We start from the raw sequence: 13,228 nt of genomic DNA, 5'->3' as shown, positions 1-13,228 counted from the left end.
TTTAACATTGAAAACCGTACTATTTTCTTCTTATTTAATATTATTATAAAGGGGTCTAATTAGAAAGTAAACAGTTTCTAATTATCCTCATTATTTAACACTTCTTCATACTTCTCATTCAGATACTCCATCTCCTCTTCAGTCATGATTGCCTCCCAAAAATCATTAGCATTCATTTAAACCACTCCTTCTATTGTAATAAATGACTCATTAATCTGTACTCAGGGTTTCCCTTATGAAGCTTAAAAAGCTCTTCAACAGTTATTTTGTTCTCTTCGATCTTTTTATTTAAAAATTCAACATCACTACTCTCAACAGGATGTTGGAATAACTGCTCAAGAGCTTCTTTCTTATTCTCTTGAAACATTGCTTCAAATTCCGATTGCTGTACATTCATTTGTTCAATCTTATCTTGGCGATAAGCTGCCATTTCAAAGAAGGCTCTGCCATGATCTGTATAGTAATTGTAAAAGAAATTTTCAAAGTCATTCTCGTCTTGAATAAGGAAGTTTAACATTTTAAAAGTATATCCACTTACCTTCATTTCTTCTCGTAGCATTTGATTGATATTCATTCAACATTCCCCCCAATTTAAATATTTTTGAAACATTTTGTTATAATTGTACGTATATAAGTACGACTATTTGATTATATTATAATGTACTCTTATGCGTACAGTAAACCCTTTAATAAAAATTTTTTAGGAGGTAATTAAAGTGGCTAAAAAAGTTAAAGTTAAAATTGAAGAATTAATGGAGAAGTATGGTATTAAATCAATTAGTGAACTATCTGAAAAAACAGGAATTCGCAGAGCTGCATTAAGTGAATTAGCAAATGGAAAGCGTCAAAGAATTGATTTTGGTCATATCGAAAAGATTGAAGAAGCTTTTAAAATTGAAGATATCCGAGAAATTATTGATTTTGACCAAGAAAAGACCACTTCGTAATTTGAAGTGGTTAAATTTATGAAAGATTGATACGTATTCCACTAGTACCCTTATACATTGGTGGTTTTGGCGTTTGTTTTGGTCGCTGATAATATGATGGCTTTTTATTTACGGTATTAATATTAACCTTAGTTTCATTTACTCTCTCTTTACTCTCATTTTCATTATTATTTACAGTCAACATCAACTCATCTATATTCTTCACCTGAAACACCTCTATCTCATCACTTTCAATAGCATACCGAGTGTCAGTCAACATTAGTACGTACGGAAATACTTTATTATCAACAGTTTGCCAAGCTTCTGACTGCCATTGATTACTATAATAATACGCTTCATACCTTTGTATCTTCTCTTTCATAACCTTTTTTGAATAAACATTTCGCTGTATCTCAACAAAGAAAGGCGAATCATTAAAAATCATAAAAGCATCAGGCTCCATATAGTCTTTTCCGTATTTCGGTTCAACAATAAATTGTTCGGGCTTATTATGCTTACATAGTTGACGATATGCATCAACAATAGCTAGGAAATGAGGTATCTTTTGCGAATTCTTTTTCATTGGATTTGGTGAAAGGAAATAATTATATGGTTGTTGTGATGTATTCGCTTCAACATATCCATCACGTCTAAGCCTTTTCAATACAATATTGCAAGCTGTTACTGGATTTTTCACATTAGTAAAGTGAATCGCTGCTATATCATCACGTGACATTACTCGAAAACGTTGCAAATCATCTAAAATAGCCTTATCACGTTTTCTCATTATTTATCACCCTTTAATAGACCAAATATAGGCATTGGTTTAATTTCTTTAACACCTGTTGATTCTTGAATATTCTCATCACTCATACATGACACTTGATTATCTTCTTGAATAACATTCAATTTATAAGGTTCAAGCAATCTTTTTGCTTTTTGTTTATCCATAAATGGCACTTGAACATGCTTTTCCTCATTATTAATTGATAAAGCCATTCTACCTGCTACTGTAATATCAGTCGTTGTTTTTAATCCTGCAACCTTTGCATTTGTTGCATCTGCTTGTTTTCCACTTATACGACAATTCATGTTGTTTAGAAATTGACCACCCAAATTCTTTGCATCTCCACGCTGCATTGCACCTATGATATGGATAGAAGCACTACGACCAAGACAAGAGATGTCTGTAAGAATCTTCATTATCCTTTGGTCATCTGTAAGGGTAATAATCTCATCGATTATAATCATTATAATAGGCAATTTCTGTTTCAGCTCTGAAACATGTTCAACATCATATTTATCAAGTAATTCCCCTCTTCGCTTCATTTCACGCTCAATTTTAATTAACTCAATATAAAGTGTTTCTTTTCTCATATGCAGACTTTTTACATGTGGCAAGTTTCTGTATATGCCAAACTCAGATTGTTTTAAATCACCTAAAACAAATTGAATATCCTTTGCTGACTTATGCAGTATTAAAGATACAAGCATTGTACGGAATAAACTTGATTTACCTGATCCTGTCGAACCTGTCAGAAGGATGTGATGCAATTCTTTTAAGTCCAATATATTTAATACATTTCGTCTGTCTACACCAACAACAATAGGTATATATTTACCCTTCATGTGTGGCTCAACATTTTCAAATTTGTAAGTGATTTTTTTAGGCATTCCTTTTGAGTAAACCCACAAAACAAATTTTTTGTATTTCCCACTTATTTCAATGTTTTCTCCAAAATGTTGTTTAAAAATCCATTCTTGTTCATGTATTAACTTAGGATTGATCCCATTTTGAAGTGTAAATACAAACCGTACAGCTTCTTTATCTTGGTCAATGTGAACATCATGGATTGTCGGGAATTGAACATGCGTCTTTTCACCTACTTTAATTTCTTTTTGTATCTCTCCGTCTTTAAATGCCTTTATCAATGTACCACGTAGCTTCATTTTAGCAAAATGTAACTTTATCTTGTTCACACGATCCACCCCATTATCGGTAATGTGATTAAAGCGTAAATAAGATAACCCCATACAATTGCAGGAAGGATGACTCTTGTTACTTTTTGGATTTTGATTACTATATCAATATTACCTGTTCTTTCCAAATACTTTTCGTAAGTGGCTAATGCTAAAATTCCACCACCTATTAGACATATAGCGGGATCTAAAAATAACAATGGATTTATATAAACTGTACAAGCCTTCACATCAAAGTTCTTTTTCACATAAACAGATTCTTTTTGCTTGTAGTTTCCATCCATAAAATCATTAAACCTAATAGCTTGCATTTTAGCCACTCAAATCATTCCTTCCAAAAAGTTTTTTTAAATTTTTTTATTTTTAAGGTATAAAATTTTTCAAATTGGGCATTGTTCTTCGCTCGCTTACTTCCCTCCTCGCTTCTCTTTAAACAGAATTTAAAATCCTTTTAAATCACTCCTTTTTCAATCAAAACTTGAGTAACAGAACATAAGTAAATACATTGAAAGCTACTCGATTAGTTACTGCATTAGATACATTTGTTTCAACTTATGTAGCATAGGCTCGTCATTTGCTTGTCTATACAAATATTTTTTTGATAAATAACACAATATTTTTTGTAAAGGACTATTAATAAGATTAGAGAATGATTAATAAAGGTGATGTAAATGAAAAGTAGAATTGGGGAAATAATTGATCAAAGAGGTTATAAGAAAAGATATATAGCAGAAATGATGGGAATTTCTCAGAATCAATTATCTAATTGGGTAACTGGAAAATCATATCCAACTGCTGTAAAATTATTTGAACTTGCTGAATTGTTGGATTGTACAGTAGATGATTTGTATGAAAAGGATGATAAAGAACGTAAGGCTTAACTATTGAACATATTTTTCCACTTACCTAAGTAACATTTATTTAGGAGGTGTAAGTTATGAATTTACCAGAAAAAGATACCGAATTAATAAATATCTTGGAAGAAATAATGGATAAAGTTTACTTTGGTGAATCTGATGTCCCTAGAGAGAATCTTCATTATGCAGTTGATCTTCTTGCTCGATCAATCAAAATAGCAATAGAAGATAAAAATATACAAAACGGAAGATATGATTACATTACCTCAAAAGTTAACGCTGCTTATAAATGGATCATAGATGAAGAAGAATAAAACAAACAGCCCCACTCGAATGAGTAGGGCTTAACTTCCTATCAAATAAATATTTTCTATCTTAAAATAAATTAATTACAAACACTAAATCCATGATGTACCCCTGGTTTATGTCCGTCATTCCCCAACATACCATCATGTGCCATTGATACAATATGATGCTGAGCATATTCCTGTCCCGAAGGCAGACCGTCACCATCTGAATCATTACATGGTGGTGCTGTATGAGCACCTGCTACACCTGCAATCATAATTGATATAAGCGCCGAAGTTCCTAATGAAACCAATAATTTTTTCATTATTTACCTCCTCAAAAATAATTTTTATATTAAGATATTCATTATAAATGTTAAAAACCCTTCTACGATTTATAAAAAGCCCCACTCAAACGAGTGAGGCTGCTTTTATGTCAATTCCTTTTTCAACTGCTGCAACGCCCATTTACCTTTACCTGTTCCTTCTCCTTCTTGATGAAGAATCTGTGCAAGGTAAAGAATCTGGTTTGTATCGATTTTTGATTGAGATTGAATTTTTACTTTCTTCTCTTCTTTTTTAGGAGACTTGTATGGATGTCCAACGTGTTTACAAAACGCCTTAACAACAGCTTCCGCATAATTTTCCCATTGTTTTAAAAGTTGTTCAACATCATCCCTCTTACTGTCTGCGAATCCATACTCGATTATTGTTGTATTAACCGCACCAGTATCACGATGCATATAATAATAGTCTTGTTTACTGTTATACGGAAGTGTACGTGTGAATACTCGTCTCAAGTTCTGACCTTCAGACACAATTGCATCAGCCAACATTTTAGCTAATTTATCATCAGCGTAAATTGAATGAATAGTTTCGACACCATCTCCCCCACCTGCATTGATATGATTACTAATGCAATATTTTGCACCACTGTTTTTCACAATACTAGTTCTGACTGCAGGAGACAAATAAACGTCTTTATCCCTTGTTAATTTAACAGGATACCCTAACTCTTTAAAACGTTTGTATTGATAAAGTGAAATTTTTAATACAAGATCTTTTTCTTTCCAATATTGATTAGACCCACCACCCGGATCTTTACCTCCGTGTCCCGGATCAATAAGAATTAATTCACTCATAATATTTAAATCCTTTCATTCATTATTTATTTTTCATTACTTGACTGTGAATAGTTTTGTACATCTTCTTCTTTGCTTAACTGTTCAATATACTTTGCAATACCTTTCGGAATGGGAACATTAAGTGCGTGTAAATTTTCCAAAATTGATAATCCTTCATTTCCAATATAAAAATAAACTGCCATTATCCGAAATACAGGCATTCCACTTGGATAAATCCATATATCCACCTTGCTTGTGCTGTACCCAAATATTCATGTTTTTTGTCATAAAAGCCGTCATTTTTTCAGGGACTTCAAGAGCAATTCTTAAATCACTTCTAATTGACTTCATGCCTGCTTCATAGGTTGCTAATATTGGATTTGCTTTAATCCAATTGTTCTCATCTTTAATATTATCCTCTTTATCTAACTCACAAATCACAGCAAAGTATTCATCATTTTCTGTGACATCTTCAGGATCAAGTATCTTTGACACGTATTGATATTCTTTATAACAAGGTGCAGCTAAATCAAATCCTGCTGTGGTGATAATAACCATTAAAGGTTCCATTCTTGCCACCATACCAGATTTCATAACCTCATAAATTTCATCTGTTGGATGGGCATGGTATTCATCGATTATAGCCAAGCTAGGATTCTTACCATCACCTGTTTTTCGTGCTTCTTTTGACAGTGCTTGAATGATTGATCCACTACGTTTATGTGTAATTTTCTTATACGAATCAGAATATTTTCCTTTTAATACATCGACACCATTGATTTGAGAGAGGATTTCATTGTAAACGATCTCAGATTGTTCACGATTTGTAGCACCAATATAAACTTCTTGCTGCTCATCACTTAAAAAAGCAACGTAAGAAGCAATTAATGCTAATAACTGTGATTTAGCGTTTTTCCTGCCCAACTGTACGTATATATAACGAAATCTCCTGTTTAATGTCTTCTTATCTTTCCAACAGAAGATATTAGCCACCAAAAACAACTGGAAATCAGTTAATTCAATGTTCTGTCCTGCTAAAATCCCCTTTGTATGCTTAAAGAGTTTACTCCATTCATAAAAATCTTCTAATACATGTCCATCAAAATAATAAGGATAATCTTTATCGTTTTGTAATTTATCTAAGTCATTTAAAAATCTTTGACACGCTTGTTTATGTTTTTTACAAGCAACAATTTTCCCATTAACAACGTCAAGAGTGTAATAAAGTAATCTTTTTGCTAACGTCATACTCTTCCACTAAACGAATTATCTTCGTTATCTCCTTCCACTTGCATATTTTGAATTAATTTAGTTCTAGCCGATGGTGTTAAACCAAATTCAGAAGCCATTGCTTTCATTTGATTGAATGCATGACTCTTTTTAGTTAGGAGTGGGTGAGGGATTCTATTTGTTTCACCGGCTTTGTTTGTATGTTCAATCAATTTTCCTTCATCTTGGATAATCTTTGTACATTCTATGTAATCACTATAAGCATCGCAAAACATAGCAATCATATACACATCAACATTGACAAGCAAATCAATTTCTTCAAATTCTTTTATCAATTTTCTGAAGGTTTTCTTTCCTTCTGAATCAAGCCAAGTCGGAGGTTTAATATTGTCTGATTTAAGTGTTAAGCTTTCTTCAGCTTTTTGCCGTTTTTCAATTTCTTCTTTTGTGAGATGACTTTTATTGCCTTCTAATAGATGTAAATTTACTGGTTTAGCTTTTCTCCCTGCCACGTTTACCACTCCCTTCTAAATTTGATGTGTTGGGAACCCCGAATAGATTTAAAAACCGAAGTTTGTAAGAATTTGATTTCCGCTTCGACCTATAAAGCTGTAATAACAGTTTCTTGAATAGCCCCGTACCTAAAAAAAATTTTTTACTTTTTATTTTGTTCTCTTTCCTTTTTAACTCTTGCAGTCTTCTTATTGTGATGCCTATGACACAAGCTCATAAGATTGCTTGGATCAAGACTTCTCGATGGATTATCTTTAATTTCCTCAATGTGATCGACTACATCAACTGGTGTTAACTTACCTTGCTTCAAACAATGTTCACACAAAGGCGACTTACTTCTCTTCCAATCCCTTAACCTAATCCATTCAGATGAATTATAAAAGGCTTGCTCCTTCTTATCCTTACGCTCACGCTTATACTCTCTGTGATTCTCCTTACGTTCCAGATCCTTTTCTTCCCTATGCTGCTCGCAGTATGTATCGCTTGTTAACTCAGGACACGACATCACATTGCATTTCTTCAATGCTTTACGTGGCACAACACTCACCTCATTTCTTTTGCGACGAGATGTATAATTACATTACTTATCAAACTTAATTACACGTGAAGACGTTTCTCTGCAATATTAATTATGAATAAATGACCATATGCTAATATATTAAACAAAAATAAAAAGCACCGGTTAAGGTACTTTTCACTAATATTATTTAATTTGTTCTAATAATAAATTTCTTCCTTCTAGCTGTTCATTTTCAGCAGGTTTTAACGCAAGAACTTTATATTGATAGTCGTTTAATGTAATAACACTACCAACTCCTACAGATTGAAATCCTTCTGCATCTTCTTTTAATAAATAATCTTGATTAATTACTCCTACCTTTTCATTTCCTACATACAAATATAGATACATTTTCTTCACTCTCCCTTCATCGACAACTATTACTATAGGTATTTTAGGTGCCATTTTTATATCATCTAAAAAGAAATGCCTCTAAATACATCATTATCTAATGTCTCTGTAAGAAATTTATCTTCTACATCTTCAAAAGGACTCGCTTCCAGTTTTACATCTTTTAAGTTTACTCTTTTATTATTTTCGTCATTGACAAGTAAGTTAATTAATTTATCAATTTTTGCAACATAATCATTTTTTTCTCTATGTATTTTCATTTTATTATCCTTATTTGCTCCGTGCCTTTTCTGTGCGTTTTTTAATAAATTAGTACAAACATCTGCATTAAGTTCACTTTTGTACTCTTCTCTTTTAGCGTCTTCCAGCACTAAATCAGCCAAGTTGTTTAATTTCTTATCGATATATTTTTTGCTAATTGTAATGTCATAAGCGATATAATAAAAATCAATATTGCTTCTTTCATTCAGCTTCTCTTTTACAGATTTTTTAAATTTCTTCCAATACCTTGAACATCTTACTTCTGATATTTTTTCAAATCCTAGTTCTTCTAAAACTTTATTTTCACATTCCAGTATTATTTCCAACTCTTCTTCTGTTGCTGTTTCGTTTACTGTTTTGTTATCTTTAGATACTTTTGTAACCGTATTGTAAATGATAACACTTCTATCTCTCAATCCTTTTAAAGCTGTTTCTACGGTGCTTTTAAAATTGCTATTGCTTGTATTGTAGAAATCGTAAATAATTGCTTCTCGTATTTTTGTATAATCTGATAATTCAGGTACATTTTCGCTGCAATATCCATAATAAATATTTGTCATATTTATGATCCTTAATAGCTTGCTTCTACTTATTGTTATTGATTTATCGTTACATTGTGCAAGGAGATCTAATACGAGTAGTTCGATAAGGTTTTTGTATTTAGCATTACGTTTATTTTCTACTTTTGGCAATGGGTTTTTATATACTTCTTCAATATTAAATTTATGACCATCTTTACGATAATTACAGTATCTAGACAATTCTACAAGCTGATATTTTTTGCTTTTTCCATTTTTAATTTCCACTCCTAATTCTTTGCAAAGCTCTTTATAATTCTTAAATACTTGACCTTCTTTTAATTTATCAATTTCCATTCAATCACCCTTTCTTAAATTTTTAGTACCCCTCTCACTTACAATGAGGTGTTTGGGAAAATATATCAGTTTCTTAATTTAATACCTCTGCATCCCTCCTTTCAAATAAAACTCTCCTTTTATTGGTTTGTATCGTAGAGGACTCCCCTTAAATGGGAGTCACAAATGTATTATTCGTTATACTCAAAATTAAGGATATGTTGATCGATATCTCCTATCCAACTTTCAAAGCTGGCATCTACTCTTTCTTTTTCCTCATACAGATACTTCATAAATTCATCACGTAAGTTTCTCGTTATTAAAAATCCCTCAATTAAATTGAAATAGCCGTCATTTTCGATTTGTAAAAGTTCATACTTTTCAACAAAATCTTCTAGTTCATCTTTATAAACCCTCACAATTTCTCTTTCTTGATTCACTTGTTCAACTTTATCCAGAATAGCATCACGTTCTTCTCTTGTAGTCACTTCTACTGATTTTGGATTGAAACCAACAACATTGCCATTTTTAACCTTCTTTTTTAGCTCTGCGTATTTGGATGGATATGTATCTTTCAACCACTTTTCAACTTGTTTTACTTGGACATTGCCGAATCCGAATTCGATTAATACCTGTTTCTTAATTGCTTCATCTTTAATCATTTCGTTAAATACTGTCATTTTTCATTTCCCCTTTTTTCAGAATTCTGTGGTCGTTTGACCTTTGTTGACCTTAACGATACCACGCTATAAAATACCGCAAAATCAAATTTGGAATATATTCGGTATGACAATATTAGCGTACCACAACAGAACATACGTTTCTATATTATTTCTTTTTAACATGGTCATTTGAAACTAAAATGAAGATATTTATTGTTTAGATGACGTGATTTAGCTCAGGTACAAGCCTTTGCCTTCAATAACACAAAAGACGACTCTATGGAAGTCCTCGTAAGTCTGGTGACGTGTTAGGTAGGTTATGCTCCTAGCCAGTCCAGTCATACGCAAAGAAATGAAAATTCTCGTCCTGTTCAGCTTGAAAGCCGGCAATGTACAACTGTTCAAAGTATTGCTGCTCAAGTTTATTCTCAAGAATTCGGTAATAATAAGCTATTGGATTGCTTACACGTCCAGATTTAAGCTTATTAATCATCTGCTTAAAAGCATGACATGAATAGCAATATCAGTCACATCTTCTTGATTAAATCGATATGCTGCAATTTTAGTCATACGGTGATACTCTTCAATTCTCTTTGCTTGTGGAAAGAATTTTTTTACAATGTTTTTGAAATTACTTGGAACAGAATCACTTGTGTACGTGTGATCAAAATCAAGCACGTCATTATTACGTTTATTTATGTTTTTAATCTTTTGTTTTAAAGAAAATGTAGTTGTTTTACTGGCGTGACAATTTACAGTGTTTTGGGTAGATTCTTGTGTGACAGTCTCTTCAATAGGTTGAATTACAATCGCATTAGCCGTTTGTTGCATGTCGCTTTTTCGCTTCATTTCGTACTGTTTAATGACTCCTAGGTCTTCTAATGCTTTACATGCACGAATAACGGTTCTACGTGAAATTTCTAACGTTTCAGCAATGTTATTTTTGGAAAGAAATGAGACACCTGTATATTTAGCAGAGTAACGATGAAGATGATCTAGAATACGAAACATATTTTTAGTGAATTTATTGTGATGGAGTTCTTTGTGCTTTCGAACATCTTTATTTAATCCATCAATAGATTTGAATGGAGATAAATTTTGAAACGTTTCTTCAGATGCAATAATTACAATTGCTTTTTTTGACATTGTTTTCCCCTCCTATTCTGGAAGGAAAAGCAAACAGACTTCGTTTAAAAAAGGCAATACTTAACAAGCCTTCGAAACCTTGAATTTTTTCGAAAGTTGAAGTATTATTTAATTAACCTTAATAAATTTGCGGACTAGTGCCGCAGCCTTTTTAAGTCTGTCCGGTGTTGGCTCACCGGGCTTTTCCTTTTTATTGATAAAATTTTTCCGAACTACCTCAAACGCTTGTTTTCCTGTCTTTCTAAGGCGACCTACATAAATCATTTAAATATCAATGTCATTTAACGGGTTAAAACGCTCATTTTGCTCTTTTAAATCCACCCCAAACAGATTTATATAATGTTGGGTTAACAAGATGCTCTCATGGCCGAGAATAGCCCTCAGAGTGTCTGTTGTCATTCCTCGCTGAGCTGCCTTTGAGGTAAACGTATGACGGAAAATTTGACAATTCAATTTAGGGATATTTAATTTTTTCCTAACCTTCTTAAACATCGAACTTACTCCATCGATAGTAAGCTGTTTGCCTTGTTGATTCGGGAATACAAATTCTGTTTCTTGTCCATAAAGATCTCTACTAATGATTTTCCACTCAGCAAGCTCTTTTCGAAGTTTTTCAATGAGGGGAATTGTCCTCATAGATCTTTTTTTACCAAATACACTTATTGTTTGCTGGGTAAAATCCACATCTCTCCAACGTAAATTACAAAGTTCGCCTCTCCTAATTCCAGTTGATAAGAACGTAAGCACAATTAAGCGATTTCGATGAGATATGATTGTATTTTCACGAATTTTAATACGTTCAAAATATTTAAGTACCATCTTTATCTCAGCATCAGTTAAAATATCAATTCTTTTTTCTTCTTTGATTCGTTTAATTTTCTGAGTCGGATTTTTTTCAATAATTTCAATGTCAATTAGATAATTAAAAAAAGTTTTAGTAATTCGCAACTTACTATTAATAGTGGAAGGTTTATTACTCCTCTCCATCTTGCAGTGCATAAGATAATTTTTAACATGAGAATAATTAAGTTTTGTTACATCAGTGACCCCGTTTTCAATACAAAATTGATAAAATTCTTTTAACACTATGCCGTATGAATCAATTGTGAACAAACTCAAGTTGTTGTATTTGGCATTGTCTATGAAATCCTTTATCGCATATTTCAACAACAAAAAAACCACCCCTTTCATCTTCAATAAGAAGAAAAAAGACAGTGGTTTTCAATGATAATACTTTTAGACTGTTAAAAACTCAGTATAAAAATTCCCCTAAACCCTTGGTATATCAAGATTCTTTCGGCGGTCTTGGTCCCCAATATTGATAAAGATCTGTTTTAATATCACCGTTATACAATTTACGCTTTTTCGTTGCTTTTTTACAGTATAAACGTTCAAAATTTTCATTTGACGTTAACATGTAAACAGACCATGTGTCTAACGATTGAAATGTTTTACCCATCTGACGATACATTTCTTCTACTTCGTCTTTTTCCCCTAAGCGCTCTCCATATGGAGGGTTGCCGACAATAACACCATATTCATCTTTTGTACGAAAATCAGTAACCTGCATTTGTTTAAAATCAATTAAATCAGCAAATCCGGCTTCCATTGCATTGTTTTTTGAGAGCTCGACCATTTTATGATCAATATCCGCTCCAAGAATCGTAAGGGGCTGATCATAATTTGCAAGATCATCTGCCTCTGTTATCGCTTGTTCCCAATATTTCTTTCCAACAATGCCCCACTCTTCAGAAGCAAAATTGCGGTTAAAACCCGGGGCAATATTTTGACCGATCATCGCTGCTTCAATTGGAAGTGTTCCCGACCCGCAAAACGGATCATAAAAAGGACGGTCAGGATGCCAATTTGTCAGCATAATGATTGCTGCTGCCATTGTTTCCTTTAATGGTGCTGCGCTGTGTAAATAACGATATCCGCGTTTATGAAGACCTGTACCGCTCGTATCAATTGTTAATGTTGCAACATCTTTTGTAATCGCAATTTCAATACGATAAAGAGGACCATCTTCATCAAACCAAGAAATACCGTATGTTTCTTTCATACTTTCTACAACCGCTTTTTTTACAATCGCTTGGCAATCAGACACACTGAATAATTTAGATTTAACTGATTTTCCAATCACAGGAAATTCAGCATTTAAAGGTAAAATCTCACCCCAAGGCAGTGCTTTTGTTGCTTCAAACAGTTCATCAAAAGTAGTTGCTTTAAATTCGCCTACTTTAAGTTTTACCCGATCTGCTGTTCGGAGCCAAAGGTTTGAACGACAAATCCCCGACGCATCTGTTTTATAAGTAATTTTCCCGTTTTCAACCGTGACGTCTTCATAGCCTAAATTACGCACTTCTTTTGCGACAAGCGCTTCCATTCCCATTGCTGCTGTTGCAATTAGTGTAAATTTACTCATATGTAACGACTCCCAGTATTTATATTTATTTTTACGATCTTTTTCATTATGTT

Annotated in this window: 20 protein-coding genes; 3 read left to right on the top strand and 17 right to left on the bottom strand. The window is 32.7% G+C overall.

Features of this window, described 5'->3' with window-relative positions; translation table 11 throughout:
- Positions 1 to 190 precede the first annotated feature (190 nt).
- Positions 191 to 574, bottom strand: a complete 384-nt coding sequence (locus DS031_RS11195; protein WP_113806169.1) for a hypothetical protein — start codon at positions 572 to 574, stop codon at positions 191 to 193.
- Between the two features lie 142 nt (positions 575 to 716).
- On the opposite strand from DS031_RS11195, the gene DS031_RS11190 reads away from it, so the two are divergent.
- The gene (locus DS031_RS11190) at positions 717 to 947 is read left to right on the top strand and encodes a helix-turn-helix domain-containing protein (RefSeq protein ID WP_113806168.1); all 231 of its coding nucleotides are present in this window, start codon (positions 717 to 719) and stop codon (positions 945 to 947) included.
- A gap of 16 nt (positions 948 to 963) precedes the next feature.
- Here the strand turns inward: DS031_RS11190 and DS031_RS11185 are convergent, their stop codons facing one another.
- Genes DS031_RS11185 through DS031_RS11175 form a run of 3 tightly spaced genes read right to left on the bottom strand, consistent with a single transcriptional unit; the run spans position 964 to position 3,226 of the window.
- On the bottom strand, positions 964 to 1,713 hold the full coding sequence (locus DS031_RS11185; RefSeq protein ID WP_113806167.1) for a replication-relaxation family protein: 750 nt from the start codon (positions 1,711 to 1,713) through the stop codon (positions 964 to 966).
- Positions 1,713 to 2,906, bottom strand: coding sequence for an FtsK/SpoIIIE domain-containing protein (locus DS031_RS11180; protein WP_181833118.1), 1,194 nt, complete (start codon positions 2,904 to 2,906; stop codon positions 1,713 to 1,715). Before DS031_RS11180 ends, DS031_RS11185 begins: the two co-directional genes overlap by 1 nt.
- On the bottom strand, positions 2,903 to 3,226 hold the full coding sequence (locus DS031_RS11175) for a hypothetical protein (protein ID WP_113806165.1): 324 nt from the start codon (positions 3,224 to 3,226) through the stop codon (positions 2,903 to 2,905). Before DS031_RS11175 ends, DS031_RS11180 begins: the two co-directional genes overlap by 4 nt.
- Positions 3,227 to 3,577: 351 nt before the next feature.
- Between DS031_RS11175 and DS031_RS11170 the strand changes: the two genes are divergently transcribed.
- Together DS031_RS11170 and DS031_RS11165 are read left to right on the top strand one after the other, a co-directional pair.
- Positions 3,578 to 3,787: a helix-turn-helix domain-containing protein gene (locus DS031_RS11170; protein ID WP_113806164.1), complete on the top strand. Its 210-nt coding sequence runs from the start codon at positions 3,578 to 3,580 to the stop codon at positions 3,785 to 3,787.
- A gap of 56 nt (positions 3,788 to 3,843) precedes the next feature.
- On the top strand, positions 3,844 to 4,077 hold the full coding sequence (locus tag DS031_RS11165) for a hypothetical protein (RefSeq protein ID WP_113806163.1): 234 nt from the start codon (positions 3,844 to 3,846) through the stop codon (positions 4,075 to 4,077).
- Between the two features lie 71 nt (positions 4,078 to 4,148).
- Here the strand turns inward: DS031_RS11165 and DS031_RS11160 are convergent, their stop codons facing one another.
- From DS031_RS11160 to DS031_RS11105, 13 genes are all read right to left on the bottom strand, one after another.
- A complete protein-coding gene (locus DS031_RS11160) occupies positions 4,149 to 4,376 on the bottom strand; it encodes a hypothetical protein (RefSeq protein WP_113806162.1) in 228 nt (75 codons plus the stop codon).
- Positions 4,377 to 4,481: 105 nt separating this feature from the next.
- On the bottom strand, positions 4,482 to 5,192 hold the full coding sequence (locus DS031_RS11155; protein WP_113806161.1) for an N-acetylmuramoyl-L-alanine amidase family protein: 711 nt from the start codon (positions 5,190 to 5,192) through the stop codon (positions 4,482 to 4,484).
- Positions 5,193 to 5,218: 26 nt separating this feature from the next.
- Positions 5,219 to 5,377 (bottom strand): phage holin family protein, encoded by a 159-nt coding sequence (locus DS031_RS11150; protein WP_245947362.1) that lies wholly within the window; start codon positions 5,375 to 5,377, stop codon positions 5,219 to 5,221.
- Positions 5,349 to 6,422, bottom strand: a complete 1,074-nt coding sequence (locus tag DS031_RS11145) for a terminase large subunit (RefSeq protein WP_113806159.1) — start codon at positions 6,420 to 6,422, stop codon at positions 5,349 to 5,351. Before DS031_RS11145 ends, DS031_RS11150 begins: the two co-directional genes overlap by 29 nt.
- On the bottom strand, positions 6,419 to 6,925 hold the full coding sequence (locus DS031_RS11140) for a phage terminase small subunit P27 family (RefSeq protein WP_113806158.1): 507 nt from the start codon (positions 6,923 to 6,925) through the stop codon (positions 6,419 to 6,421). Before DS031_RS11140 ends, DS031_RS11145 begins: the two co-directional genes overlap by 4 nt.
- A 134-nt stretch (positions 6,926 to 7,059) precedes the next feature.
- A complete protein-coding gene (locus DS031_RS11135; protein WP_113806157.1) occupies positions 7,060 to 7,455 on the bottom strand; it encodes an HNH endonuclease signature motif containing protein in 396 nt (131 codons plus the stop codon).
- Between the two features lie 165 nt (positions 7,456 to 7,620).
- Positions 7,621 to 7,827: a hypothetical protein gene (locus tag DS031_RS11130; protein WP_113806156.1), complete on the bottom strand. Its 207-nt coding sequence runs from the start codon at positions 7,825 to 7,827 to the stop codon at positions 7,621 to 7,623.
- A 65-nt stretch (positions 7,828 to 7,892) separates the two neighbouring features.
- The gene (locus DS031_RS11125; protein WP_113806155.1) at positions 7,893 to 8,963 is read right to left on the bottom strand and encodes a hypothetical protein; all 1,071 of its coding nucleotides are present in this window, start codon (positions 8,961 to 8,963) and stop codon (positions 7,893 to 7,895) included.
- A 170-nt stretch (positions 8,964 to 9,133) separates the two neighbouring features.
- The gene (locus DS031_RS11120) at positions 9,134 to 9,622 is read right to left on the bottom strand and encodes a hypothetical protein (protein WP_113806154.1); all 489 of its coding nucleotides are present in this window, start codon (positions 9,620 to 9,622) and stop codon (positions 9,134 to 9,136) included.
- 307 nt (positions 9,623 to 9,929) lie between these two features.
- Positions 9,930 to 10,097 (bottom strand): hypothetical protein, encoded by a 168-nt coding sequence (locus tag DS031_RS23660; protein WP_181833117.1) that lies wholly within the window; start codon positions 10,095 to 10,097, stop codon positions 9,930 to 9,932.
- Positions 10,094 to 10,750, bottom strand: coding sequence for a helix-turn-helix domain-containing protein (locus DS031_RS11115; protein ID WP_113806153.1), 657 nt, complete (start codon positions 10,748 to 10,750; stop codon positions 10,094 to 10,096). The genes DS031_RS23660 and DS031_RS11115 overlap by 4 nt, the downstream gene beginning before the upstream one ends.
- Before the next feature lie 264 nt (positions 10,751 to 11,014).
- Positions 11,015 to 11,920, bottom strand: coding sequence for a tyrosine-type recombinase/integrase (locus DS031_RS11110; protein ID WP_181833116.1), 906 nt, complete (start codon positions 11,918 to 11,920; stop codon positions 11,015 to 11,017).
- Between the two features lie 115 nt (positions 11,921 to 12,035).
- Positions 12,036 to 13,175, bottom strand: a complete 1,140-nt coding sequence (locus DS031_RS11105) for a THUMP domain-containing class I SAM-dependent RNA methyltransferase (RefSeq protein WP_113806151.1) — start codon at positions 13,173 to 13,175, stop codon at positions 12,036 to 12,038.
- Between the last annotated feature and the right edge of the window lie 53 nt (positions 13,176 to 13,228).

The sequence above is a fragment of the Bacillus taeanensis genome (assembly GCF_003318295.1).
GTDB classification, from domain to species: Bacteria; Bacillota; Bacilli; order Bacillales; family UBA6769; genus Maribacillus; species Maribacillus taeanensis.
This window is presented reverse-complemented; position numbering and strand designations above follow the sequence as displayed.